The 26,099-nt window shown below is 28.3% G+C and carries 25 protein-coding genes; all 25 read right to left on the bottom strand.

Annotated elements, in window-relative coordinates:
- Positions 1-15: 15 nt before the first annotated feature.
- Positions 16-957, bottom strand: a complete 942-nt coding sequence (locus P0R33_RS15795) for a glycosyltransferase family 2 protein (RefSeq protein WP_276172114.1) — start codon at positions 955-957, stop codon at positions 16-18.
- Positions 947-2,077 (bottom strand): glycosyltransferase family 4 protein, encoded by a 1,131-nt coding sequence (locus P0R33_RS15790; RefSeq protein ID WP_276172113.1) that lies wholly within the window; start codon positions 2,075-2,077, stop codon positions 947-949. Before P0R33_RS15790 ends, P0R33_RS15795 begins: the two co-directional genes overlap by 11 nt.
- Before the next feature lie 10 nt (positions 2,078-2,087).
- Positions 2,088-2,990, bottom strand: coding sequence for a glycosyltransferase (locus tag P0R33_RS15785; protein WP_276172112.1), 903 nt, complete (start codon positions 2,988-2,990; stop codon positions 2,088-2,090).
- A 112-nt stretch (positions 2,991-3,102) separates the two neighbouring features.
- The gene (locus P0R33_RS15780; RefSeq protein ID WP_276172111.1) at positions 3,103-3,990 is read right to left on the bottom strand and encodes a glycosyltransferase family 2 protein; all 888 of its coding nucleotides are present in this window, start codon (positions 3,988-3,990) and stop codon (positions 3,103-3,105) included.
- Complete coding sequence (locus P0R33_RS15775) at positions 3,987-5,021, bottom strand: glycosyltransferase family 2 protein (RefSeq protein WP_276172110.1); 1,035 nt, start codon at positions 5,019-5,021, stop codon at positions 3,987-3,989. Before P0R33_RS15775 ends, P0R33_RS15780 begins: the two co-directional genes overlap by 4 nt.
- Positions 5,011-5,775 carry a methyltransferase domain-containing protein gene (locus P0R33_RS15770; protein ID WP_276172109.1) on the bottom strand — a complete coding sequence of 255 codons (765 nt, stop codon included), beginning with the start codon at positions 5,773-5,775 and terminating at the stop codon, positions 5,011-5,013. Before P0R33_RS15770 ends, P0R33_RS15775 begins: the two co-directional genes overlap by 11 nt.
- Before the next feature lie 2 nt (positions 5,776-5,777).
- Positions 5,778-7,064: an ABC transporter ATP-binding protein gene (locus P0R33_RS15765; protein ID WP_276172108.1), complete on the bottom strand. Its 1,287-nt coding sequence runs from the start codon at positions 7,062-7,064 to the stop codon at positions 5,778-5,780.
- Complete coding sequence (locus P0R33_RS15760; RefSeq protein ID WP_276172107.1) at positions 7,065-7,934, bottom strand: ABC transporter permease; 870 nt, start codon at positions 7,932-7,934, stop codon at positions 7,065-7,067.
- 140 nt (positions 7,935-8,074) lie between these two features.
- Entirely contained in the window at positions 8,075-10,042 is a 1,968-nt protein-coding gene (locus P0R33_RS15755; RefSeq protein WP_276172106.1) for a nucleoside-diphosphate sugar epimerase/dehydratase, read from the bottom strand.
- A gap of 84 nt (positions 10,043-10,126) precedes the next feature.
- Positions 10,127-11,011: a glucose-1-phosphate thymidylyltransferase RfbA gene (gene rfbA / locus P0R33_RS15750; protein WP_276172105.1), complete on the bottom strand. Its 885-nt coding sequence runs from the start codon at positions 11,009-11,011 to the stop codon at positions 10,127-10,129.
- Between the two features lie 8 nt (positions 11,012-11,019).
- Positions 11,020-11,865 (bottom strand): dTDP-4-dehydrorhamnose reductase, encoded by an 846-nt coding sequence (gene rfbD, locus P0R33_RS15745; protein ID WP_276172104.1) that lies wholly within the window; start codon positions 11,863-11,865, stop codon positions 11,020-11,022.
- A complete protein-coding gene (gene rfbC, locus P0R33_RS15740; RefSeq protein WP_276172103.1) occupies positions 11,865-12,413 on the bottom strand; it encodes a dTDP-4-dehydrorhamnose 3,5-epimerase in 549 nt (182 codons plus the stop codon). The genes rfbD and rfbC overlap by 1 nt, the downstream gene beginning before the upstream one ends.
- Positions 12,414-12,426: 13 nt before the next feature.
- On the bottom strand, positions 12,427-13,554 hold the full coding sequence (locus tag P0R33_RS15735; RefSeq protein ID WP_276172102.1) for an aminotransferase class I/II-fold pyridoxal phosphate-dependent enzyme: 1,128 nt from the start codon (positions 13,552-13,554) through the stop codon (positions 12,427-12,429).
- Positions 13,547-13,975 (bottom strand): WxcM-like domain-containing protein, encoded by a 429-nt coding sequence (locus P0R33_RS15730; RefSeq protein ID WP_276172101.1) that lies wholly within the window; start codon positions 13,973-13,975, stop codon positions 13,547-13,549. The genes P0R33_RS15735 and P0R33_RS15730 overlap by 8 nt, the downstream gene beginning before the upstream one ends.
- The gene (locus P0R33_RS15725; protein WP_276172100.1) at positions 13,972-14,937 is read right to left on the bottom strand and encodes a glycosyltransferase family 4 protein; all 966 of its coding nucleotides are present in this window, start codon (positions 14,935-14,937) and stop codon (positions 13,972-13,974) included. The genes P0R33_RS15730 and P0R33_RS15725 overlap by 4 nt, the downstream gene beginning before the upstream one ends.
- A complete protein-coding gene (locus P0R33_RS15720; RefSeq protein WP_276172099.1) occupies positions 14,938-15,840 on the bottom strand; it encodes an NAD-dependent epimerase/dehydratase family protein in 903 nt (300 codons plus the stop codon).
- Between the two features lie 5 nt (positions 15,841-15,845).
- Positions 15,846-17,012: a glycosyltransferase gene (locus tag P0R33_RS15715; RefSeq protein WP_276172098.1), complete on the bottom strand. Its 1,167-nt coding sequence runs from the start codon at positions 17,010-17,012 to the stop codon at positions 15,846-15,848.
- Entirely contained in the window at positions 17,012-18,118 is a 1,107-nt protein-coding gene (locus P0R33_RS15710) for a glycosyltransferase family 4 protein (RefSeq protein ID WP_276172097.1), read from the bottom strand. The genes P0R33_RS15715 and P0R33_RS15710 overlap by 1 nt, the downstream gene beginning before the upstream one ends.
- On the bottom strand, positions 18,118-18,933 hold the full coding sequence (locus P0R33_RS15705; protein WP_276172096.1) for a glycosyltransferase family A protein: 816 nt from the start codon (positions 18,931-18,933) through the stop codon (positions 18,118-18,120). Before P0R33_RS15705 ends, P0R33_RS15710 begins: the two co-directional genes overlap by 1 nt.
- Before the next feature lie 68 nt (positions 18,934-19,001).
- Positions 19,002-20,102 carry an EpsG family protein gene (locus tag P0R33_RS15700; protein WP_276172095.1) on the bottom strand — a complete coding sequence of 367 codons (1,101 nt, stop codon included), beginning with the start codon at positions 20,100-20,102 and terminating at the stop codon, positions 19,002-19,004.
- Positions 20,103-20,270: 168 nt separating this feature from the next.
- Complete coding sequence (locus P0R33_RS15695; RefSeq protein ID WP_276172094.1) at positions 20,271-21,434, bottom strand: glycosyltransferase; 1,164 nt, start codon at positions 21,432-21,434, stop codon at positions 20,271-20,273.
- Between the two features lie 2 nt (positions 21,435-21,436).
- Positions 21,437-22,924, bottom strand: a complete 1,488-nt coding sequence (locus tag P0R33_RS15690) for an oligosaccharide flippase family protein (protein WP_276172093.1) — start codon at positions 22,922-22,924, stop codon at positions 21,437-21,439.
- A 217-nt stretch (positions 22,925-23,141) separates the two neighbouring features.
- Complete coding sequence (locus tag P0R33_RS15685; RefSeq protein WP_276172092.1) at positions 23,142-23,639, bottom strand: GNAT family N-acetyltransferase; 498 nt, start codon at positions 23,637-23,639, stop codon at positions 23,142-23,144.
- Entirely contained in the window at positions 23,636-24,682 is a 1,047-nt protein-coding gene (locus tag P0R33_RS15680) for a DegT/DnrJ/EryC1/StrS family aminotransferase (protein WP_276172091.1), read from the bottom strand. The genes P0R33_RS15685 and P0R33_RS15680 overlap by 4 nt, the downstream gene beginning before the upstream one ends.
- A gap of 326 nt (positions 24,683-25,008) precedes the next feature.
- On the bottom strand, positions 25,009-26,097 hold the full coding sequence (locus tag P0R33_RS15675; RefSeq protein ID WP_276172090.1) for a DegT/DnrJ/EryC1/StrS family aminotransferase: 1,089 nt from the start codon (positions 26,095-26,097) through the stop codon (positions 25,009-25,011).
- Positions 26,098-26,099: the final 2 nt, after the last annotated feature.

Here is a 26,099-nt window from a genome sequence, read left to right as displayed (position 1 = left end):
TACTTAATTTATCAGCTATAAGTAATTAGACTTAGATAAAACATTGTTTTTTCTGCTAGTTATAATACCGTTATAAGAATTCACTACAATCCTACATTTTTTAAAAGACATTTTTGATTTTTTAAAATTGAATGTAAAAAAGTTAATAACTGCAATTAAAAGCAATTTAAGACTCAATCCTATTATATTGCTTTTTTTTATTCTCAAATTAATGTTTGAAAGTGCAACTTTTTGTTCTATTTCAAATTTCCTTAACTGTTTTTCAGTATCAAGATTTTTGTTATTTGAATCTAGGCAATCATGATAAATTTTTGCATGAGGTGCAATTCCGATCTTTAGCTTATGATATTTTAGTCTATTGCAATAATCATTATCTTCTCCATAGTGAAAAAACAGCGGATCAAAGCCTCCAACTATTTCTAATGTTCTTCTTGGTAACAACCATGCCGCAGCATTTACAAAATTTAATGGATAAATTTCTTTCATAGATTTTTGATCTCTGAAAACAAAATCAGAAAGAATATTTTTACAGAACCAAGGAGATAGTTGAACACTAAAATTATATTCTAAAGATATCTTATCCGAAAAATAATGCATTGGTGAAATAATGCCAAAGTCTTGTTGCTTTTGGGCTACTGCTACTAAATCTTCAATTGTATCTTTTTCTATCCAAGTATCCTGATTAAGCAAAAAAGCATAGTCATAATCATTTTGTAATGCGTAAGTCAAACCCAAATTATTGGCTTTACCAAAACCTAAATTTACATTGCTTTTATATATTTTTATCTCTTCGTATAGATCTAATATAGCAACTGTATTATCTATGCTTGCATTATCGACTATAAAAATATCTGCCAAATAATTAGAATTCATAATCGAATCCAAACAGTTTCTTATCCATTTCTCACCATTATAGGTTACTATAATGATCAAGACATTTGATTTTTTAATTTGCATTTATAGTCCTATCAATTACTTCAAAAATCTTTTTTGCAGAATTATCACCAGAGAAGTTAGCCGACATTTTCTTTGCTGCTTGAGACTTTTCGTGTAAATAACTCCTTTCATTATACATTTCTAAAATGGCATTGGCAGCAGCTTGAGTATCTAAATAGGGAACAACATACCCATTTTCATTATTTATAAATTCAATCGCACCATTTCCATTATCAAAACATACTACTGGGTTTCCTAAAAAAGCATTTTCCATAGCAACCATAGAAAATGACTCCTCTCTCGAAGGTAAGAAAAAAACATCTGTTTCTCTAAAACAACTAATTATATTAGTAGTATTAGACATCACTATTACTTTATTTTCTAAACCTATTTTTTTTATATCATTAAAAAAATGATTTCTTATTTCGTTGTTACCATTTGTTCCAATCCACACAAAATAAATAGGATTATTTTCTTTCGCTTTTTCAATAACAAGTTTAGCAACTTGTATGAATAAATCAACACCTTTGGTGTAATTTAATGATCCCGAAGAACTCACAATAAAGGAATTGTCACTTACATCTAAATGTTTAAAATCTGTTTGTTTTTCTTCTAAATTACGAATTACTGGTGGTATAACATACTGAGAACTTTTTTCTATATTGTATTTGGAATTAAAAGATTCTTTGGCAAATTCGGACACAAAAATCAAACTAGAAAATTTAAGAATATTTTCAACTATGGCATCGTGAATGTTAAGGTTTTCAGTCAAAACCGGCCCTTCATGTACATTAAGTATAGTTTTATTGTTGCTCAGAAAATCTAAATTGGGCAATCTACTAAAACAAGCCAAGCTATTAACATATACTAAATCAAAAAAACCATCCTTCGCTTTTTTTAAAAACTCATTTTCAAAATTAAACATCTTATTGCTAATTTTATTGAAAACACTCTTTTTTATCTTTTTATTTAATATTGAAACTTTTGCTTTTTTTCTTAGTTCATTTTCGATTTTTCCTCCATATAAACTCAAAACAAAACACTCATATTGGTTTGAATAAGATGACTCCAATAAATTTAAAATCACTAAAGGAGCTCCTGTTTCTGAAGCTTCGTGAATAATAAAAAGTATCTTTTTCATAAACAAATAATCACTTATTAAAAAATCTATTGATAAGTCTTTTGTGGTATTTCAGCAGTTCAAACACATTAAAACTTTTCCAATAATTAATGTATAAAATTAATTTTGACATCCTGCCTGTTTCATATTTAGAATAGATAAAATATTCCATTCTTTTTAAAATATAAAGCTTATCTTTTAATGAAAAATATGCTAATTTATTTTCGTAAAAACCTTTAACATATAAGTACTCAGCTTTTAACTGGTCTGAAATCTTAGCTTTCCCAGAAATGCTTTGATCTGAAATACGAATACTAATTGCTGATGTATTAATTGTAAAAATGGGTTTATCCTCAGAAAAATCTATCCATGCTTTATCGTCACTATAGAATGCAGAAGGATAAGAGTGGAATTTATATTTTAAAAATGCTTCTTTTCTAAAGATATATTCAGAAAGTGAACTTCTTGTCTGCCATTTTAATTTTCTAATTAAAAAATCCAAGGGATTCTCGAATTCTGGATGTTTATAAAGCTGAGAAATAGAATTTTCTTTTTCGTTTATTTCTTTTGTTGCAAAACGTACTACATTAATTCCATTTTCATTAATCTTTTCTAAATTAGCATAAAAGTCTTTAACGACATTGTCTGCTAAAACATCATCATCTCCCAAAACCATAATCCATTCTTCATCTTCTATTAGTCCAATGCAACGTTCCCATTGTTTTGTTAGTGAAATTCTACCCAGATTTTCATCAAATTTATAATACTCAAAATTAAAATGGTCATTATATTTTAATAATAAATTAGAAGGATCATCTGGACTCGCATCATTACCAATATATACTTTGAATCGTTTGTCTACCTGATTGGCTAATGATTCAAGTGTTTCTTCAAAAAAACTTATTCTATAGTATGGAATTACTATTGCAATCATTTAAAATAAATTATTATAGAATCTCATTCTATCCTGTATCTTTAAATTTAAATTATAAGAAATTTAAATAAAATTAGATTCAGATACTATTTAAGTAGATCCAGATTTTTCGTCAATTATGACTTTTAATTTTATTATAAAGGAAACTTACAATACTCATCTTTTTAAGTTTTTCTAAAAATTTATAACCATTTGAGTTTTGCATTTTATAAATTTTTAAATCGAGTGCGTTTATTTTTTCTTGTCTTTTTTCCAAAATAAAAAATAAATAATCTATAAAATCACCTTTTGGAACAATCTCTTTTAAATATGACAAGACCTTCAACGAATTCGTTTCCATATGCTTTACATCTTTTGTCATATTATTTTCATGAAGTCTATAGTATGCTAAAGAAGAGTTTAAAAAATAGACGTTGTGCTGCTTTTTAAAAAAGCTCAACCACATTACCCAATCCTCTTTAGCTTTTAATGCTTCTGGAAATCTAAAATCATCAAAAAAGCTTTTTTGAAAAAAACCGCAATGTATGGGAATATTAAAATCATAATCCCATCCAAACAATATATTTTTAAAATTAAAATACTCTAATTTCAAATCACAGGATGACTCTCCCAAATCACTAATACTTTGAGAGAACATTTTAAAATTTGAAATTACAATGTTTTTGTCTTCATGTTGCAATTCTGCGATCGATAATTGTAATTTCGTTTTGGCTATATAATCATCTGAATCCAAAAATTGAATATATTCTCCTTTTGCATTTTCCAAACCTAGATTTCGAGCACTGCTCAATCCTCCATTTTCTTTATAAAAGTATTTAAAACGAGAATCTTTTATAATCCATTTCTTTACTATTTCTTCAGTATTATCTAAACTACCATCATTAACGATAATACATTCCCAATTTTCATAAGTTTGGTCAAATATTGATTGTAAAGCTTCTTCAAGATACTGAGCTTGATTATAACAAGGGACTATTATTGAAACTAATGATATAATCATTTTACTTTATAAAAGGTCATTGATTTGACAAATAATTTCAATTGGTTTAAATCTGGTAATTTTTGAAATTGTTTACCTAATTTACAACTAATATATTGGAAATAAATTATAGGCGAGTAGTTGGCTCTTTTCAAAAAATATTTTTTCAACATTTTATTTTCAATTTCTAATAAATATTTTAAAAATTCTTCTTTTTTAAAAAACGCATTATCATTGGCTAATATCAATTTATTCTTTAGCACTAAAAATTCTTTTAACTCTAAAAATGTAAACCAACTTTTATGGTGCAATATTTTTTTCAATAAATTTCGTTCCCTTAAATCAATATTACAATTTAAATATGCTAACATATTTATCCTTGATTCCATTGCAGATTCCATTTGCTGTATTTCTCTTTTGTGAGAAACCTGTGCGTCATGAACTCTATAATTAAGTAAAACTTCTTGTAAATTATGCAATTCCCCTATTGATAATAATCTAACCCATAAATCAAAATCTTCAGCGGGTTCTTTTGCTGTATCATACAGAATTGAAAAATTATTGTCATTAACATTTCGAAACATAACAGAAGGATGTACCATCGCATTACCTTTCAAAAATGCTATTTTTATGTCTTCATGATTTTCTGGTAAAGGCTGTATATGATTAGTACCAATTATATTTAATAAAGAACCACAAACAATAATATTTTTATTAGAATTTAAAAAATTGATTTGTTTTTCGAATCTCTCTGGTAAACTAATATCATCACCATCCATTCTGGCAATATATTCCCCTTTTGCAAGCTGTAAACCAAAATTTAAACTATTTGTATAACCAGAATTTTTTGGCTTTTCTATTAATTGGATTCTTTCATCATTAAAATTTTTAATTATAGATACTGTAGAATCTGTCGAGGCATCATCAATTATTAAAAGCTCAAAATCATTGTAGGTTTGATTTAAAATACTGTCTACTGCATCCGCAATATAAAGTTCACAATTGTAGACAGGCATTATAACAGTTATTTTTGGAGTTTTATTAACTATCATAAATAATTTTCGCAAATTTATTTTTTAATGATTTATAAAGTATCTGAAAATAATATTTAACATTTTTTTTCCCTAAGTTAATTTTATCAAACTGATTTTTATAATATATAAAATTCTCAGAGTAACTATTAAATATATAGGGATGAACCAGATAAGTCCCTCTAAAACTTTGAAAGGAGCTTAATTTTTCATCTAAAGAACTTTTGTTTGAAAATATGAAAACATTTTGTTTGTACCATGGATCAACATTTTCATTTTCCCAAAAAATAGGTCTCAAAATATCATACAATTTAAAACCTTTTTTTTCGAATTTTTCAATCCAGTATTTAGGTTCCTGCTCATTTACATGGTTTTGTCCTCCCTGGTTTGGTATCGCTGCAGAAAATACTATTATATCACTTAACCCGATTAGTGTCTCAACAAAGACATCTGCGGAGAAATAAGATAAATGTTCTGCGACTTCTAAGGAAATAGCCAAGTCATATTTTTCTTTACTTACAAACAGCGTCTCAAGATTAAAATCAACAAAATTTTCCTTTTCAATTTTCAATAATTTTCTGTCTACGTAATCACCATCTACACCAAGAATATTTTCAACGCCATTATCTTTAAATACCTTTAACCAAGTTCCTATCCCACAACCTACATCAATTACACTTTTAGGCTCCAATAATTTTATCAAAAAAGGAATAATTTCACTGGCAGCCTTGTAGTTATGTACTACTTCTTCATGTACATATTTTATATCACTCATCTTTAATAAAATTTAATTTCTGAATCATAAAAATAATTTAACCTTTCCTGTATTAGCTTAGTTTCATTCAAACTTTGCAAAACATTAAAATAAAAGGCATCAATAATAGTATCTCTATTATCCTCTTGATCTCCAAAATAAAGATCAACTTTATACTTTTTTGATTTAATTAACCTAAAAACAGGAAATGACAAAATAATTTCTCCTTCATTTTTATCATTTCCAATTTTATCGCCTGTATTTCTATTATTTAAACCAATAATCTCAACATCATCTAAATCTTTAATCACCACGCCAAGAACTGGTTCTATAAATTTTTCCTTTAGTTTGTATTTAAATTTAAATTCAACTTTTGATCCCGTTAAAACCGTATTAGTCAATTTTCCATTACAAAAAATCTCCACTGAAATAATTCCTATATTTCCATTTTTTTTAGCTAAATGTTTAGAAAAGTTAAAATGCCCATTTTCAATAAAATGTGACTCTCTTTCAATATCTTCTGAATATAGATAATAATCAACTGCTTCATCTATTTCACCTTCGTACGCAACTTTTCCATATTCCATAACAATACCTCTTGTACAAAGATTTTTTACAGCTACCATATTATGGCTTACAAAAAGAACTGTTCTCCCTTCTCCTTTAGAAATATCCCGCATTTTACCAATAGCCTTCTTTTGAAATTCTGCATCTCCAACTGCCAAAACCTCATCAATAACTAAAATTTCAGGCTCTAAAAAAGCTGCAACTGCAAAAGCTAAACGAACTGTCATTCCAGAACTATATCTTTTTACAGGAGTATCAATATAGCGTTCACAACCAGAAAATTCAATTATTTCGTCCAGTTTCGAAGTAATCTCTTTTTTTGTCATTCCTAAAATAGCACCGTTCAGGAATATGTTTTCTCTTCCAGTCATTTCACCATTAAATCCTGTACCAACCTCCAGTAAAGAAGCAATCCGGCCACGAGATTTAATACTTCCAGTTGTCGGAGCTGTAACTTTCGAAAGAATTTTTAACAACGTAGATTTTCCTGCGCCATTTTTTCCAATAATACCTAAAACTTCTCCTCTTTCTACTTCAAAATTAATATCCTGCAAAGCCCAAACATAATCTGAAGTCCCTTTTGTAGAACGATTGTTAACTTCTCCTAATCTTAAATATGGATCCTCTTTTCTAAGAATTTTATGCCACCAACGATTTAAATCGTGTTTTAAAGTTCCTGTACCAACCTGGCCTAAACGATATTGCTTAGAAATATTCTCGGCTTTTAATATAATATCTTTCATTTACACAGTATCAATAAAGCTTTTTTCTGTTCTATTAAAAACCAGTAATCCTACAAAAAAAATGCCTAATGTAACAACGGTCGTGTATACTAAACCTAAAGATGATATGCTTCCAATATCTAAAAGCATATAACGAGAAGTTTCTATCACATAAGCCAACGGATTATATTGCACTATCCAACCAAATTTTGGCAACTTTTGTTTAATCAATTCCATTGGGTACATTACAGCAGATACATACATAAGCAACTGTATTCCGAAACCAACTAAATTATTTAAATCTCTATATTTAGTTACCATTGATGAAATCAACATTCCTAAACCAAGACCTAAAATTCCCATTACAACAATTAATACTGGAAAGAAAAATAATGAACCATTCAAAGTTAATTTTGCGCCATTAAAAAAATAAAAAATGTAAAAGATAACAAATATGCCAAATTGGATTCCAAATTTGATTAAGTTCGAAATTACAATGGACAAAGGAGTAATAATTCTAGGAAAATAGACTTTCCCAAAAATTGCCGCATTAGATTTAAAAGTATCCGACGTTCCAGTCAAGCAAGAAGTAAAGTAATTCCATACCATTATACTTCCTAGATTAAATAAGAATGGAGGAATGGATCCCGTTTTAATTCCTGCAACATTATTAAAAATAATAGTAAAGGTTATGGAAGTAAATAAAGGCTGAATTAAGTACCAAAGAGGTCCAAGTACCGTTTGCTTATAAACAGTTATAATATCTCTTTTTACAAAAAGAAGTAACAAATCTCTGTATTGCCAAATCTCTTTAAAATTTAGTGAGAAAAACCGATTCTTAGGGGTTATTTCAAACAGCCATTCATTTGTCTTATCAGCGTAATTGTTCATTTGAGATAGGGAAAAATGTTATTTTAAAAAATCAAAAATTAACAGGATTTTTAACATTTTAGAATTTGTTTAAAAATGCCAAAAGGTGTTTTTATAAAAAACACCTTTTGATTGTATTGTAAATATATTATTAAATGAGATTATTTATCTAAAACCTCAAACGTAGAATTCATACTTTTAAATTCAGGAACGATCTTTTTCATTTTAGCTACAATATCATCATTTTCATAAAAATCTGCAATTCCGATAAGTTCATCAACATCAATATGCAGATTTTCATACTCATCTTGAATTTCTTGTGCAATCATGATTTTGTTATGATATGTTGGAAGTGTTTTAGAAGTATCATTTAATAATTCTTCATAAAGTTTCTCTCCAGGTCTTAAACCAACAATCTTAATTTTTATTTCTTTATCAGGAATAAAACCTGCTAGTTTAATCATTTTCTTAGCTAAATCAATAATTCGAACTGGTTTACCCATATCGAAGATATAGATTTCACCACCATTACCCATCGCTCCAGCTTCTAATACTAATTGACAAGCTTCTGGAATTGTCATGAAATAACGAATAATATCTTGATGTGTAATAGTCACTGGACCTCCCTCTGCAATTTGTTTTGTGAACAATGGAACAACAGATCCGTTAGAACCTAAAACGTTTCCAAAACGAGTTGTGATAAATTTTGTACCGCCTTCCACATTTTCTTTTTGATTCTTTAAGAATAATGACTGAACATATTTTTCAGCGATTCTTTTACTGGCTCCCATTACATTACTAGGATTCACTGCTTTATCTGTAGAAACCATTACGAATTTCTTCACGTTATACTTGCAGGCTAAATCAGCTAGATTTTTAGTTCCTTTTATGTTGGTTTGAATTGCCTGAGAAGGATTCTCTTCCATAAGAGGTACATGTTTGTAAGCAGCCGCGTGGAAAACAACGTGTGGCGTGTAACTTTTAAAGACTTTTTCTAATGCTTTTTTGCTTCTAACATCAGCAATAACAGCTACAATTTTGGTGTTTACGTTCATGCCTTGTGTCTCTAAGCATAAATTATGCAAAGGGGTTTCAGCATGATCCACAACAATAACTTTTTTAGGACTAAAGTTCAAAACCTGTCTCACAATTTCGCTACCAATTGAACCCGCAGCTCCAGTAATTAAAATTGTTTTGTCCTTTAATTGTTTAGAAATTGATTTACTATCTAAAACTATAGGTTTTCTCTCTAGTAAATCTTCAATTTGGATATTTTTTACTTTTTGAGAAATTTCTTTTTGGTTTTCCCAATCCGAAATCAATGGTACTGTGTAAACTCTATAGTTGAATTCAAGACATTGATCAACGATTATTAATTGCTCGTCTTTAGTTAAACTTTTATCTGCTATGATAACTCCTTCTGCCGCAACAGATCGCATAAGAGCAGGAAGTTTTTTTCTTAAGATTAAAATTGGAAGATCCAGCATACGCTTAGATGCATTCTGATTGTTTTTATCTACAAAACCTACAATTTTAAATCGAGAAGGAGTTTCAAATTTTAATGCATTTGCAACCGAGATTGCATTTGCATCTGTACCATAAATTACAGTTCTAACCAATTTAGTGGTAGCTTTTTCTGAAAAGTACATTTCAAATGTCTGTTTTACGATCACACGGTATAAAAATAACCCGCAAAAAGATAAAACTAAATTAATGAAAAGTGCTGTGTTCAAAAAGGCTTTATGACCAGTATATAATTCAAAAACTAAATTGATAAACAAGAAAAAAACCAAAACTGACATTTGAGAAAACAACAGTTTTATGGCATCTATATAAGAAGAATGCCTAATAATTCCAGAATAAGTTCTAAAAAGCCAAAAGAAAAATATGTTGACCAGAATTAAACTTCCAACAAAATAAAAGTCATGGGAAGTTATAATATAACCTATTGCAGTACCTTCAAAAAGCAAATAAGTAAAAGAAAACGAAAAAAACAAAACCATTACATCAATAGCAATGATAATCCACCTAGGCAAATAACTCAAATTATTGATGTTTGCCCTAAGATTTCGTGGCGAAAAAGTTTTATATAACAATGACGTTATATTATTTGGTTTGTCTGTATTCAATTGAGCTATATTTAAGTCAGTAAAATTTGAACTTTATACAAAAATACAAATTAAAGGTTTTAAACCATTACTTATAGGTTGAAATTAAATTTTAACACCTTTTTTCTTTTGTTTTAAAAATTCTATCAAGTATGTGCCATAGCCAGATTTGAGTAAAGGTTGTGCCAACTCTTCAAGTCGGGCATCATCAATGAAGCCTTGTCTCCATGCAATTTCTTCAATACAACCCACTTTTAATCCTTGTCTTTCTTCTAAAACCTGAACAAATTGTCCTGCTTGCATCAAACTATTAAAAGTTCCAGTATCTAACCAAGCGGTACCTCTACTTAATATACCAACTTTTAATTTCCCTTTTTCAAGATAAACCTTATTTACATCAGTAATTTCATATTCGCCTCTAGCACTTGGCTTAATATTTTTTGCAATTTCAACAACTGAATTATCATAGAAATACAATCCCGGAACTGCATAATTTGACTTTGGTTCTTTTGGTTTTTCTTCTATTGAAATTGCTTTTAAATTTTCATCAAATTCAACCACTCCGTATCTTTCAGGATCTGAAACATGATAAGCAAAGACAACTCCTCCATTTGGTTTTGTATTCGACTTAAGGAGCTCCTGCATATTTGATCCAAAAAAGATATTATCTCCTAATATTAATGCAACATCATCTTTTCCAATAAATTCTTCACCAATTACAAAAGCTTGCGCTAATCCATTAGGATCTGGTTGCTCAGCATAACTAAATTTACAACCAATTGTATTTCCATCTCCTAAAAGTTTTTTGAAATGGGGTAAATCATGAGGAGTTGAAATGATTAAAATCTCATTAATTCCCGCCATCATCAAAGTCGACAAAGGATAATAGATCATTGGCTTATCATAAACTGGCATTAATTGTTTACTTACCGCTAACGTTAGCGGATGCAATCTTGTACCAGAACCTCCAGCTAATATAATTCCTTTCATAAAATTTTTTAAACAAATATTTTCCTTAAACTCTTTTTGTAATTTGGGATTTCTAGATTATAAACTGATTTTATTTTAGTTTTATCCAACAATGAAAAATTTGGGCGTTTTGCAGGTGTTGGATAAGATAATGTTGGAATTCCTCCTACTTTACAATTGTAACCACCAAATTCTTTTACACTTAACGCAAATTCGTACCAGCTAATTTCTCCTTCGTTTGAATAATTATAAATTCCTGAAATCCATTTTGGCGATTCTATTATATCAATCATTGCTTGTGCTAAATCGGCAGCGTAGGTAGGTGATCCTATTTGATCATTTACCACATTAATTTTGTCTCTTTCTTGCATTAACCTTTGCATTGTTTTCACGAAATTATTTCCGAACTTACTGTAAACCCAAGAAGTTCTAATAATAATTGATTCTGGATTTTCTTTTAAACAAGCAATTTCGCCAGCTAACTTACTTTCTCCGTAAACATTTATGGGGTTAGTTTTTGACTCTTCGCTTAAAGCAATCGAAGAAGAGCCATCGAAAACGTAATCTGTCGAAATATGAATTAATCTTGCATTCTTTTCTACTGTATATTTTGCAATTAATGCTACCGCAGCTTGATTTATAGTAAATGCCAATTCTTTTTCCGATTCAGCTTTGTCAACTGCAGTGTAAGCTCCACAATTAAATACAATATCTGGATTAATTGCTTCTATTTGAGTTTGAAGTAATTCTAAATTATCTAATGTTGCTTTCGTACGATCGGCAAATATCCATTCGTATTGAGGATACTTAGGTGCTAAAACAGAAAGTTCGGTTCCTACTTGTCCTGTTGCGCCGGTTACTAAAATTTTTTTCATTAAAATAAACTGTTACAATTATCTATAAAAGGAAGAATCTGATCTTTCTCAGAAACTATTGCTTCTTCTAAATTCATTCCCCAATCAATATTTAAAGATGGATCATCATATTTAATTCCACCTTCTGAAGCTTTATTATAAAATTGATCACATTTATACATTACTGAAGCCGTTTCACTTATTACTGAAAAACCATGAGCGAAACCTTGAGGAACTAATAATTGTTTTTTATTTTCTGCTGATAGCAAAATGCTAAATGCTTTCCCATACGTAGGAGAATCTTTTCGTAGATCTACTGCAACATCAATAATTTCACCTTCTAAAACTCGAACTAATTTTGTTTGAGCAAAAGGAGGGTTTTGATAATGTAACCCCCTTAAAGTTCCTTTTTTAGAAAAGGATTGATTATCCTGAACAAAATCAATATTAATTTCTAAATTTTCAAATTTTGTTTTACTGTAACATTCAAAAAAATAGCCTCTTTCATCTCCAAAAACTGTAGGTTCTACAATCACTAAATCTTTTATAAATGTTTTTTCAATTTTCATTTTTTAATGTTGTTCAGTTAAAGAAATTAAATATAACCTCTTCTATTCTAATTTTATCTTGCTGTGTTAAATTTGATCCTGATGGCAAGCACAATCCTCTTTCAAATAACTTTTCTGCTATATTATTACCGTAGTAAGGGTATTTTTCAAAAAGTGGCTGTAAATGCATTGGTTTCCATAAAGGACGACTTTCTATATTTGCTTCTTCAAAAGCAATTCTGAAATTTTCTCTTTGTTCTTTTGTTTTTAACAATATTGTATTAAGCCAATAATTTGAAAAAAAATCCTCATTAAGATTGTCAAAAAGTTCTACGTCAATGATGCCTTTAAAAACTTCTTTATAAAACAAGTGATTATTTCTTCTAGACAGAATATTGTGTTCTAATATTTTCAGCTGTCCGAGACCTATTCCTGCGCAAATATTGCTCATTCTATAATTGTATCCCAATTCACTATGCTGATAATGTACCGCCTTATCTTTCGATTGAGTAGCGTAAAAAATTGCTTTATTTTTTTCCTCTTTTGAATTAACTATTAATGCTCCTCCGCTTGAAGTTGTAATAATTTTATTTCCATTAAAAGAAAGGATTCCAAAATCACCAAATTTACCACATTTCTTTCCTTTGTAAGTGCTGCCAAATGCTTCTGCACTATCTTCAATTACTGGAATACCATACTGCTCAGCAATAGAATGAACTTCATCTACTTTATAAGGTGTACCATACAAATGAACTGCGATAATAGCTTTCGGTTTTTTTCCTTTTTTTATTCGATCTTTTATGGCAATTTCTAAATTTTCTGGACAAATATTCCATGTTTCAGACTCACTATCAACAAATACTGGAATAGCATTTTGATACAAAATAGGATTTGCTGATGCCGAAAATGTCATGCTCTGACAGATTACTTCATCTCCACTCTCCACTCCTAACAAAATTAACGCTAAGTGTATCGCTGATGTTCCAGAATTTAATGCCGTAACAAATGCTTTTTTTCCAAAATAATCTTGAAGCTCATTTTCAAATTCATCTACATTTGGTCCTCCAGAAGTAATCCAGTTTGATTTAAAAGCCTTTTGAATATATTTTTGTTCAAAACCGCTTTCTTGAGATAACGACAAATAAATTCTCTTATTACTCATTAGGAATTGACCAATAATCTGCTGGATAACGCACATCATCCTCGCTTACATTTGTTAATGGTAATGTAGAAAATGATATTAATTTTGCGTTCTCTTCTAAAGATTCTATAGCATTAGCATAACCTGCAGGAATGTGAACAATTTTACTATCAAATTCTGAAACTAAAATCGTCTCAATGATTAAATCTTTTGAAGGATTTTCCCAATTATCAATTTTTATAAAATGGACTTTAAAAGATCCTGTAAGACAATAAAAATTTTTAGCATCTAATTTATGTCCTTGCCATGCGCGCAAAGGATTTTCTTTGGAGTTGCTTATAATATAAAATCTTTCGACATCAGAAAAATTAAAATCATTTACAAACGAGATGCTTCCCCTATGATCAGAAAAATTTCCTCCTTGAATTACTCGTGGTTTCATACGTTTAATCTTAAATTATTTTTATTTAACAAATAAAATTTTAATGAATAAACAACAAGCAAAGGAAGAATTATAATTAAAAAGATAATTGCATCATCAACTTTCTGATAAAGATTTACCACTAGAAATGAAATTATAATTTGAACCAATCCATAAAGTAATGATACTAATCTGTGTTGTATTTTATATTCATTACTTAAAATTTGATAAAAATGCAGACGATGTGCCTCAAATATATTTTGTTTTAAATATAATCGATGCATAATAGTACATATTGCATCAACACCATATATGGCTAAAAACAAAAGCCAAATCAGCGATTCTGTTACAAGAATTAGTTTTAAAATTAGATAAATCACCCAAAATGCTATGGCAATACTCCCAACATCTCCCGCAAAACATTTTGCCTTTTTTCTATAATTAAAAAACAAAAATATTAGGCTAGCCATCATCGCATACTTTATAAAACCACTATCCGCAAAAAGCTGAACTTTTGTATTTACATACAATAGAGATCCCATAACTACTAAAGTATAAACTCCTGTAATACCATTAATTCCATCCATGAAATTATAGGCATTTATTAGACCAATTGCTAAAATATAAGCCAGTGTGATACCCCAAATTGGAAATAAAGTGAATAATCCCAAATCGAAAAAAACCAGGGTAATTGAAAGAAAATGAATTGAAATTCTAATTTTATTAGATAGACTTTGAATATCGTCCCAAAAACTAACCAAACTCACTAATGTTATTCCTGTAAAGAAAAAATAATTTGTTTGGATATGCTGTACAAAATAAAGCAAAGCTGAAAACCAGAAAATAATTCCCCCTCCTCTTAACGTTATGTCTGTGTGCGAACTCCTTTGATTGGGTTTGTCAATTATATTAAAATGATCAGCTACTTTAAAATAAAGTAACATGATAATCATTAAAATAATTCCTAAAATTGTATATTCCATTTATTTTTCGATAAAGCTTTTTATAGTTTTTTCTAATCCTTGAAATGCTGTATTGGGAAGTTTTTCTATGCCGATCGCTAATTTTATTTTTTCGTTTGAAACTCGATAATTTTCAGTTAGCTTTTGAATTGTTTCTGAATTCAAAGGCAGTTTAACAACGTCGCCAACTTTAGCTATATTATTAATAATAACTTTAGGAACACGAACCAATTTATTTTTTTTGTTTAAGACTGAAGATATTGTCTTTACAACATCATTTGTAGATAAAAATTCATCATCAGAAAAATTATAGACTCCAGAAGGTATTTCTTTATTATCAAGAATTGCTTTAATTAAAAAATTAAGATTATCAATACCCAAAAATGATCTTTCATTATGAAAAGATGCTAAAGGGTAGGGTATTCCCTTCTTTACTACATTAAATAGTAAATTTAAATTTCCTTTGTTTCCTGGGCCGTGAATCATACATGGTCTTATTATAAAGACTCTTTTTCCGTTTGGAATTTCTCGTGACAAAATGTATTCTTCAGCCTTTAACTTAGATTGCCCGTAAGGTGTACTAGGATTTGGGCTTATTTCTTCATTTAAAACATCTGTAACGGTATCTGCAACAGCTTTAACGCTACTAAAGTATATAAAATTTTGGATAGGACTATCTAAAAAGGATTCAAACAAATCTTTAGTAAGATCTGAATTTATTCTAAAATATTCAGAAGCATCACTTGTGTTTTTTGTATCATGAGCTTTACCCGCTAAATGAATAATAGCTTTAGCTTCAGAATTCAATTTCCAATCTGAGTCTCTTAAAGAAATAGAATCAACATTATGACCATTTTCGTTTAAGTACCTAGAAAGATTTGTAGCAACAAACCCGGATTTACCTGTAATTAATATTTTATTCATTAAAATTAAACTATTTTTTTTCTTCTGTAATCATTGATAAGGCTTATCTGCTCATGAACAAAAAATGATCTCGAATATTTCTCTCTATCAATCAAGCAATTTGAAGACAAAAGTTTAAGAGTATTATTATCCTTGTATAAATATTCAATTTTTGCTACAATTTCATTAATATCATTGTCTTTTGAAATTGATTTGATTAAGTATCCATTATAGTTATCTTTTACTACATCAGCATTTCCCCTTTCGTCCAATGTTACAACTGGAACACCCATAGAAAGGGCTTCAACAATACAAACTGGTAGTCCTTCTTTTTTACTTGGAAATAAAAAAACATCAGAAACTTTTAAATATTTCTCTACTTCTGAAGTATACCCAACATTAATAATATTTTTGTTATTTTTTACAAATGTCTCTTCTTCTGCTGTAAGACCTGATGAATGTATTGGATCTTTTCCACCAATTAATAATAATGAAAATTTACCTGGATATCTATCATTTAATTTCACGAAACTGCGATACACTAAATCAAAACCTTTGAATTCTACAAATCTACCTGTAAAAGTAATTACAAACTTATTTTCTATTTTTAGTTCCTCTATTATGTTTTTCTTATCTATTAATTGAAATTTATTACTATCAAATTTATCTATATCACATCCTACTCCATACGATTGATATTTATAAGTTTTATTTTTAAAAATATTAGATACCAAATTGTAATCTTTATTGTTTATAAGAAATATTCTATCAAGCCTTAAAAAACAAAACATTTCAACAATACCAAACATAACTTTTCTTAATCCAGCGCTTGCATTCATTCCTAATCCATGAAAAGTTCCCCAGTACTCTACGTGTTTGCTCTTCAGTAGCACTACTGGAAATATTCCTGTAGTAAAATGTGCATAGACAAAATTAATTTTATTTTTTCTTATTAACTCATTTATCTTAAGTCCGGCCTTAATTAACTTTGCAATTGACGTAGACCTAGGAATATCAATAAAGTGAAATGTTAAATTATAATCATTATAATTAAATTTATCTACAATATTGATTACGTTCGAAGGTGAACAAACAATATGGATTTCATTATTTAAACTTAGCTGGACAGCAATTTCTGCAAGAAAATTATTGAAACTACCATAATCTGTTATAACAATAAGAATTTTATTCATTATCTGTAATATTCATTATTAAAATGGCTTATCAATGTTTCAGCAGATGATTGCCATGTCAAATTTTTAATGGCGTATTGATAAGCTTTTTCATTCATAAAAGCTAAGTTAGAAAAACCATCATCATAAATTTCACAGATTTTCTTTGAAATATCTAAATGGTTAGGTTCTACAACAAATCCCAGTCCATTAGGAATTTGCTCAGCTAATGCGCCCTTATTGGTAGCAATAACAGTTCTCTTATTTGCAAATACCACAGGCACAACACCAGATTGACTAGCATCAATATATGGTAAAATAACAAAGTCATGATTTTTTATCAACTGTTCTACTTCTTCATCTTTTAACCATCTATTAATAATTTCAATATTATCCGATAACTTAGAAATTTTATCTAAATAAGGACTAAGCTCACCTCTACCTGCAATCGTAAGCTTCAAATTCGGACGTAATTTTATAGCTTCAGAGAAGGCGTCTAAAAGAAGGCCAATTCCCTTATACTCTTCGATTCTACCAACGAATAGAATTTTATCTAAGAAACAATTATTTGAAGTAACTTCTTCATTTGAAAAAAAAGCAGCATGTGGAACATACATTATATCTTCCTCTTGCTTCTTGTAAAAATCACAAACATATCTTTTAAAGAAAACATTTAATAATATTATTTTCTTCGCTTTTTTAATTTCAAATTTTCTTATTAATTCTACAAAAAAATTAGCTTCGCCAACATGCTCAATAGGATCATGTAAAGTGTAATAAATATTAATTTTTCTTAAAAAAAGTAGCACTCCTGGATTTAAAAGGCTAATCATAGGAATATAGAGAACGATTGGATTGAATTTTTTTATACATCTAGATATTTTATACGATTTAAATAAATTTATAAATGCAAACAAAAATTCAACTTTATTTTTGTAAGTATTAAAATATGTGATTTTGACATTTCCTTTTTTCTCTATTTTAAGCCAATCATCATGATTATCTATTAGACTTGATAATATAATTTGTAATTCAATATTAGGTTTTTCACTTAAAGCTTTAGCCATTTCAAGTGTGTATCTAGGTCCTGCGCCTACTTTTCCTAAGAATAAAATAGTAATTTTCATTATTTATTTTTCATTTCTAATTCATCCTTTAAAATCATTAAACAACCTACTGGATAAAGCATCAGCGGTAAAATATTATATTGTAAAAGCTTCCATTTACTTTTAAAGCTTTTATTATTGTACCATCCAAATCTCCAGAAATTAATTAGCGATTTCAATTTCGTTTTTAAAGGGACTTTTTTATTGTTGTATAGCTCAGCATATACATCCATAGCATAGCTACTACTCTTGCGTCTGTTCAAAATTATATTTGCTGACAAGCCCTCTTGTAGATATTCACATATATATATGGCTTTATCTACAAATAAAAAATCATAATCTTCTGATATTCTATTCCAAACTAATGCTTCAGAACAGAATTTTTCATTTTCATAATCAGGGTATTTATAATTTCGCAAAATTTCAGTTCTTGTAAACTCTTTAAAATCTACATTATATCCTAAATTATATCTAACATCAAAATAAGAAGTAATTTTTTCTTCAAATGGTAGTTTTTCTCCAACTAAACTGCCATCTTTATACTTCAATCTAAAAACCACACCAGCTAAATTAGAATCAATTGCAGTTAAATATTTCTCTCCAATTTCAATTGCATTGTACTCTAAAATGTCATCACTATCAACAATAAAAATATATTCTCCTATAGAGTTATCTGCTCCAATATTTATAGCCCTATGCTTCCCTCCATTATTTACTTTTATATAATTTATTTTAAGAATATTTTCTTTAATAAAATTTTGAACAATTATTGAGGTATCGTCTGTTGAACCATCGTCAACTATCAACCATTCAAAATTTCTAGAAGTTTGTCTCAAAAGACTTTGGTATAAATCAGGAAGTAAATTAGACCTATTATAAGTTGGAGTGAAGACAGATATTAACATTATAAAAAGAAAGTTTTAATAAACATTAAAATGGTAAATAACAAATTGCAAAAGATTAAAAAAAATATAAATATATTTTGTTTTTTAATTAAATTGCTGTCTTTAATAACTGGATATATTAACAAAAAAGGCATTAATATCCAAGATAAATATGCAAATCTGTTAGTGAAATTGGCATAAATTAATAATACCCAGATACTGTTTGTTATTAGATAAGTTTTAAACAAGATTTCATAAAATTTACTATTAAATTCTTTTTTAAAAATATAATAATAACCTAACACTATAGGAATAGCACTATAAATTATAAAGTCAATCCTAAAGACTCCTCCATCATTACTTGTTTCTGACATATATTGAGAAATCCTATCATCAGAATTGTCACTTGACATAAAAGACAAATTTGAATTTATAAAATCTAATATCTTTTGTCCTATAAGTAATGATATAAAAACACTGGCTATCCACCATTTTATGTACCCCTTAACACTTCCAAATAAATATGCTACGAAGTAAGCAAGCAATGGTAATAAAAAAGATTTATGCATAATTATACTCAAAGCAAAAAAGGTAAACTTTAAAAACTTATTTTTTGCTGTAAATGCATATAAAAAAAAAGAGCTTGCAAGACCTGTTCTTATTCCGTTTACACCGTAATTCCAAAATGACATACTACTTAATAGAACAACAAACTGAAAAAAAACATTAGACTCTAAAACATTTCTAACTGCTAAATATTGTAAGAATACATATAAAAAAGCTGTCATGAGATAAAATTGAACAACATTTAATCCCATAATTTTATTACACAAAAACATATAATAATAATAACCTATATCTTTAAATTGATCAAGAAATGTAAAATCATTATAATACTCTGTATACCTGATAGTATCTCCAAAATATATCTCTTGATCATAAGGATCTCTAAATCCAATAAACAAAATAGTTATCATTAAAAACACAACTACACCATATTTTCCAATAATTTTAGGATAGTTATTGAAGTTTACTATCTCCAACAATGGCAAAGTAAATAATAATGAAAATACTAATAGTAAAGAATAGTAGACAGGAGTATACAGTTCGTTTGGAATCATATTTGAATGTTGAAGTTCTAAAGAAATACTATAAATTAATTATTAGAATAAGTATAAAAATCAATTATTTTTGGTATTTACTATTACATCCAGATCTAAAAAAAATATTAATAAACTTAATTTAGGTATAAAAAATAAAAAAAAAACATCATTAACAGATTTTAAAACTTATTTATTGTAAAAAGGTATTAAATCAATTTTTTCATAAACATCTCCAAATCCATTTATATTGGTATACTGAGAATTTTCTTTTTTAAATTTACTTCCAAGAGTTTTTATTAATTTTTCAACGATTAATAAAAAGGAATAATAGATAACTAAAAACCAAAATACAAAAAAGTTAGCTTTTCTTTCAATTCTGAATTCTTCAGTTTTTGTAATTGAAAATTTAAGAATATATTTCCTATTCATCATAATCGTCTGAGCAATAAGAGGATAATAATTGAAATATTTTTTTAAATCAACTCTTTTATTTGATGTCAAAGCGTTTAATCCGCTATCACCCCATGTTGTAGAAACGCTATAAATTTTTGGAACTAAACTGTCCCATATATAGTTATCTTTTCGATTTTTAAGATGAGGCATTTCATCTAATGAGCCACAATGACTACCTACAATTTGAGCGGAAGTAGTACTTGCAGGACATACCCCGGCAATAGTAATTGGATAATTTAAGACACAATGGTTTTTCACAATTAATGATAAACTCACTACAGAAAATATATCTGGACTTAAGGCTCCATAATAATTACCCGTTATTTTTTTTATCTCATCCATTGCGCTTTTTTTTATAACGCCATGATATGATTTAGGTACGTTATAAAAAAAATAATTAACTAAACCGTTCTTTAATAGTTTAATCAATTCTTTTTTGGGTTCAGCTAAGCTATAGGAATTTTGAATTTTAGGAATTTTAAGTAACCCTTCTGGAAATTCCGGATGTGCTCCAGGCCACAAGAAAGTAAATGTATCTTTACTGCAAATAGATTCAATATCATTCTCTTTCGCCCATTGAACCAATTCAATAATTTTTGGATGTACAGAATCATCATCTCCTAGTAAAATAACATATTCACCAGTAGCTAAATCCATAGCATAATTAAAGTTATCTATTGAACTTATAGCTGAATTATTATAAGAATATACTATATTTTTATCATTTAAAGAATCTACAAAAACTTCTACTTGTCTTGTATCACTATTATCAGAAATAGCTATTTGAATCAAATCAGATTTAAACGATAAAATTGATTTGATAGTTTCTATACAATAAAACTCTCTGTTTTTTGTAGCTATTACTATAGATAGCAAAGCTGCTGATGGATTAGCCATTATTATTTTATTTGAGAACTAAAACTTATTAATTTTTCCTTATGGTTAATTTTATTATAAACTACAACATTTAAAATTAGTGATATGCTTACAATTAAACACATCTCAATAACAAACCAGTATCTACCAACTAAATGATTAGTTAAAAAATAAATTACTGTTACGGTAACTATTGTAATAAAGGTTGGAATAAGCACATCATAGAATAACCATTTTAAAAATTGATTTGGTAAAAACTTATGAATTATAACAGTACTCATGATTGCCAGAGAAATGAAATTTACAAGAATCCAAGGAAAACTTGCTCCAACCATTCCGTATTTATCAACACTAAAAATTATTAAAGGAATAATAACAAACAATCCCAAAAAACCAAGTATAATATTTGTCCTTGTATGCCCATTTGCTAGTGATATATAATAGGGAATTAATTGTAGACATAAAAAAAAACCTCCAATAACCAAAATTTTAACTGTAGTATCAACTGCATTTGCAATTATCACATCACCAGTCCATAAAGTAACTAAGGGGATAGAATACAAAAAGACACATGCTACAATTGGAGCAGAAATCATAGTAATTATAGAGGCAAACTTATGAAAATAAGCCGTTTTCTCAGTAATGTTTTTAGTAGAAACTAACTTAGAAAAAACAGGAAATATTGCAACAATAATAGGAGTTGCTACTAATAATGGTATTTGTGATATAGTAGTCGCTAACGAATAATAACCAAAAGACTTTAAATCCAAAATTTTACTAGTTACCAATTTATCAATTTGAATATTAATTGCTGATATAAAAGCAATTCCCATCATTCCTAATGCAAATTTCCAAATATTATTAAGCAACTCTTTAGAAAAAACAGTTTTAGAATCTGTTTTTAATTCATTCCAGAGATTTGCTCTAAAAACAATTAGCAAAACCAAATTACAAACAATTTGCCATATAAAATAAACCTTCAGAGAAGGAAGCAACAATAGTGGAAAAATAACAATCCCAGATCTAAACAGACTCCAAATTATATTTATTTTATTAACTAAAACTTGCTTTTGTAATCCCATCAGACCACCCTCATATAGGGTCGAAAATAACTGCAATCCAATACCTATACCAATTAATTTAACCAAGTTAGAAACTTCAATTGGCGTGTAAAGGTTTGATTTTAAAAAATTGTGTCCAATATAATCCGAAAACAGCAAAATCAATAGCACTACTGAGGTACATATTCCTAAATAAATTCTCTGAAAAGTAAATAATAAATTTGCTTTATTTTCAACTGTGTTTTCTTTAGCTAGTTCTCTATTAAGTGTTACTGTCAAACCAGAATCAGCAAAAGCCAAAAGACCTAAAATAACAGCATAAAAATTTATAATCGCATACGATTGGATTCCAAGAATTTCTATATAAACTCTAATAAAAATAAAAATGGAGGCAAAGCTCCATAATTTACCTATATAATTCGCTGCTATGTTTTTATTAACTGTACTCATGTTAAAAAATTAATCTGTATGTAATTAAAAGTCACGACATTTATAAATCGAGAAACAAAATAATTTGATAAAAAAAGTGAGTCATAAAACATATAAAAGTTTAACATACAAATAGATTTGAAAATATTTTTTTAATCTAAAATTTGATCATTGGCGAGAGAGTTTTTTTTAAAAAACTACTTAAATCAAAGTATAATAGCAATCTTAAAAAAGTCTATTAAAAATTTCTTCCTTTGTAATCAACACATTCAATATCGTCATCAATATTGTACAACATTACATTCACATTTTTCAAATTTTCAGAAACGATTTTATTTTTAGAAACTAATTTCCATCCAAATTTGTTATAAAAATCAACCAAATTGTCTTTGCAGAACAAAATTCCCTTTAAATTATTTTGAACTAAGTGCTTTTGCATCCCAACTAGTAGTTCTTTGCCATAACCTAATCCTTTTTCTAAAGAGCATACATTTCCAATTCCTAAAAAAAAATGTGTCTCATTATTCAAAATTACCTCTGTATTAATTAAATTTAGATAACCAACAAGAGTCTCATTTTGAAACATCAAGACATGGAAATCTTCGATGTTAATATTGTTGTCAATCCATCTTCTATGCTCTTCCTCAGAATAATCCCAATGCTTTTTCTTTAAATTAACGATACTTTTTAAATTTTGCTCAGTTAATTGAGATTGTGTACAAAAATTAAATTTCATATATCACTATTATTTAACCACCATCCGCTTGGAATTGCAACAAATTGATCCATAAATTGGTTAACTCCTTTTAAAGAGTTTTTATCTTGAAAAATAGAGTAAAGATTATTGTTTATATGAACACCTGTTGCATAAAAACCATTTTTTTTGAAATTTTCAATAGCCTCAGGTCTATTTTTACATAAAGTACCATAAACCCAATAATTCGGTATTGTATCTCCTGTTAATTTCAATGAATGAATTGTTTCAAAGTGTGCTATTTTTTTATTCCAAGTTTCAGCATTATTTTTCTGCAAAGTCAATAATCTTTCAATATCTTCCATCTGTTTTGTACCAATGAAAGAATTTAATTCACTCATCAAACCTGCATAACCTTCTAATTTAATATCGCAAGCAGGATTTATTTCTCCATCAACTGTTCTAAATTTTTTTCTATCAATACCATAATCTCGTATTAATAAAGCTTTTTCATAAAGTTCTTTGTCTTTAAAAATAATTGCACCTCCGTCAATTGTATTAGGTAATCTAACCGTTTGAAAAGAGAAAACAGTAACATCTGTTCCCACATTTCCCAATTTATTGCTTTTGTACTGAGAAGCAAAAGCTTCAATACCATCATCAACCACAGGTATACCAAACTCCTTACCAATTGAATTAATTGCATCTATATCTCCCAAATAACCACAAAAATGATTATGAAAAATAGCTTTTGTTTTTTTTGTTATTTTTGACCTAACATCATCAGGACACAAACTACCTGTTTCAGGATTTATATCAGCCCATATAACCTTTAATCCTTTAACTGCAAAAGGTTGATTAGATGCTAAACAACTTACAGGACTTGCTATTACTTCATCATTTTCTTTTAATCCTAAAGTTGACAATACAATTAACATTGCAATATTGTAAGAACTTACTGAAAGTATATAATCACAGCCTATAAAATTTTGCAGTTTGTGTTCAAAAATTTTCCCATGCTTTCCATAACCTAATTGTCCAGAATAAAGTATTTCATTTATTTCTGCTGTAATATTCTCAGGCATGTAAGGTTTGTAAATCGGAATCATTTTAATAATTGAATTTATGTTTTAAATTAATAAAGTATTTTTCAAGGTTGTTAAATGATACAAAAGACACGATATAGGTTAAAAATAGTCCTATTAAACTTATTGTTATAAAATTATTAAATAACTTACCTAGCACAATAATAATTGGCCAATGATAAATATATAACCCATAAGACAAAGAACCTAAATGTTTTAAAAAACGATTATCAAAAAACCTGGAACTTTAGCATGAAATAAAAAAACTATCAAAAAACAAAAATCTTAAACCATCAATTGGGCCATAAAATTTCAAACCTTTTACATTACCAGCCACCCTTTACCAATTTAATTATTTTGTTTCTATCTTCTTCTGTAACCCACCAACCACAAGGAATGTGTACCATTTTACTGTAGAACAAATCTAGATTTGGTAATTCTGTTGGGTAATCATTTAAGTAAGTATGTAAATCATTTCGTTTATGAAGTTCAGACGCCATGATACCGTTTTCTGCCAACATTTTTATAAATCCATTTCGATTTTCAACTTTTAAGGTGTATAACCAATAAGACGGCTCAGAGTTTGGGTAATATTTAACTAACTCAACTCCCTTTACATCTTTTAAATGCTCGTCAAAAAATTTTCCATTATCAATGTATTTTTGAACTAACTTCTCTATATTCTCCAATTGAATAATTCCGATAGTCGCATTTACATTATTCATATGGTATTTATATCCCTGAAAAGTGATATTATTATCCATACGGGTTAGTTTTTTATCAAGCCCAAACCATCTTATTATTTTTCCTTGCTCATATAAATCATTATCCAAAATTTGAAGTGCTCCACCATCAATTGTGGTCAAATGCTTTATTGCCTGAAACGAATATACTGTAAACGGAAAATGATTTCCTGTTTTTTTGTTATTGTATTTTGCCCCAAGAGCATGAGCTGCATCTTCTATTACAGGAATTTTATATTTTTCAGACAACTCTTGAATTCGTTTTACATCAACAGGAATTCCCGCGTAGTCGACTACAATAATTGCCTTTGTTTTTGAGCTGATTACTTTTTCAATTGAATCTGCAGAAATATTTCCAGTACTATAATCTACGTCTGCCCATCTTACTTTGGCTCCTACCATTTTTATCGCCACATTGGTTGGTTCAGCTGTTAAAGCAGTACTTATTACTTCGTCTCCCTCTTGTACTCCTGCTAAAATCAAAGCTATATGCAATGCTGCTGTTCCTGAATTTAATGAAAGTGTGTTACCTCCTCCAATATATTCTTCAAACTTTCTTTCAAATTCCTCTACTACATCCCCCTGAGCTACATAACCGCTATATAAAACTTCTTCAAGTCTCGGCATTAAAATTTCACGATCTGGTATACTTGTCTTTACTAATGGTAGCATAA

Source organism: Flavobacterium sp. YJ01, from assembly GCF_029320955.1.
In the GTDB taxonomy this organism is placed as follows: Bacteria; Bacteroidota; Bacteroidia; order Flavobacteriales; family Flavobacteriaceae; genus Flavobacterium.
The sequence above is the reverse complement of the archived record's forward strand: the minus strand, read 5'-3'. Positions and strand labels throughout refer to the sequence as shown.

What these genes read in the sequence shown, in the direction of transcription:
- P0R33_RS15735 (WP_276172102.1), bottom strand. Translation starts at nt 13,554, where the DNA reads ATGAGTAATAAGAGAATTTATTTGTCGTTATCTCAAGAAAGCGGTTTT.
- P0R33_RS15710 (WP_276172097.1), bottom strand. Translation starts at nt 18,118, where the DNA reads ATGAAAATTACTATTTTATTCTTAGGAAAAGTAGGCGCAGGACCTAGA.
- P0R33_RS15785 (WP_276172112.1), bottom strand. Translation starts at nt 2,990, where the DNA reads ATGATTGCAATAGTAATTCCATACTATAGAATAAGTTTTTTTGAAGAA.
- P0R33_RS15675 (WP_276172090.1), bottom strand. Translation starts at nt 26,097, where the DNA reads ATGCTACCATTAGTAAAGACAAGTATACCAGATCGTGAAATTTTAATG.
- P0R33_RS15770 (WP_276172109.1), bottom strand. Translation starts at nt 5,775, where the DNA reads ATGAGTGATATAAAATATGTACATGAAGAAGTAGTACATAACTACAAG.
- P0R33_RS15695 (WP_276172094.1), bottom strand. Translation starts at nt 21,434, where the DNA reads ATGGCTAATCCATCAGCAGCTTTGCTATCTATAGTAATAGCTACAAAA.
- P0R33_RS15790 (WP_276172113.1), bottom strand. Translation starts at nt 2,077, where the DNA reads ATGAAAAAGATACTTTTTATTATTCACGAAGCTTCAGAAACAGGAGCT.
- rfbC (WP_276172103.1), bottom strand. Translation starts at nt 12,413, where the DNA reads ATGAAAATTGAAAAAACATTTATAAAAGATTTAGTGATTGTAGAACCT.
- P0R33_RS15795 (WP_276172114.1), bottom strand. Translation starts at nt 957, where the DNA reads ATGCAAATTAAAAAATCAAATGTCTTGATCATTATAGTAACCTATAAT.
- P0R33_RS15775 (WP_276172110.1), bottom strand. Translation starts at nt 5,021, where the DNA reads ATGATAGTTAATAAAACTCCAAAAATAACTGTTATAATGCCTGTCTAC.
- P0R33_RS15725 (WP_276172100.1), bottom strand. Translation starts at nt 14,937, where the DNA reads ATGGAATATACAATTTTAGGAATTATTTTAATGATTATCATGTTACTT.
- P0R33_RS15690 (WP_276172093.1), bottom strand. Translation starts at nt 22,924, where the DNA reads ATGAGTACAGTTAATAAAAACATAGCAGCGAATTATATAGGTAAATTA.
- P0R33_RS15720 (WP_276172099.1), bottom strand. Translation starts at nt 15,840, where the DNA reads ATGAATAAAATATTAATTACAGGTAAATCCGGGTTTGTTGCTACAAAT.
- P0R33_RS15715 (WP_276172098.1), bottom strand. Translation starts at nt 17,012, where the DNA reads ATGAATAAAATTCTTATTGTTATAACAGATTATGGTAGTTTCAATAAT.
- P0R33_RS15765 (WP_276172108.1), bottom strand. Translation starts at nt 7,064, where the DNA reads ATGAAAGATATTATATTAAAAGCCGAGAATATTTCTAAGCAATATCGT.
- P0R33_RS15780 (WP_276172111.1), bottom strand. Translation starts at nt 3,990, where the DNA reads ATGATTATATCATTAGTTTCAATAATAGTCCCTTGTTATAATCAAGCT.
- P0R33_RS15760 (WP_276172107.1), bottom strand. Translation starts at nt 7,934, where the DNA reads ATGAACAATTACGCTGATAAGACAAATGAATGGCTGTTTGAAATAACC.
- P0R33_RS15730 (WP_276172101.1), bottom strand. Translation starts at nt 13,975, where the DNA reads ATGAAACCACGAGTAATTCAAGGAGGAAATTTTTCTGATCATAGGGGA.
- rfbA (WP_276172105.1), bottom strand. Translation starts at nt 11,011, where the DNA reads ATGAAAGGAATTATATTAGCTGGAGGTTCTGGTACAAGATTGCATCCG.
- rfbD (WP_276172104.1), bottom strand. Translation starts at nt 11,865, where the DNA reads ATGAAAAAAATTTTAGTAACCGGCGCAACAGGACAAGTAGGAACCGAA.
- P0R33_RS15685 (WP_276172092.1), bottom strand. Translation starts at nt 23,639, where the DNA reads ATGAAATTTAATTTTTGTACACAATCTCAATTAACTGAGCAAAATTTA.
- P0R33_RS15700 (WP_276172095.1), bottom strand. Translation starts at nt 20,102, where the DNA reads ATGATTCCAAACGAACTGTATACTCCTGTCTACTATTCTTTACTATTA.
- P0R33_RS15680 (WP_276172091.1), bottom strand. Translation starts at nt 24,682, where the DNA reads ATGCCTGAGAATATTACAGCAGAAATAAATGAAATACTTTATTCTGGA.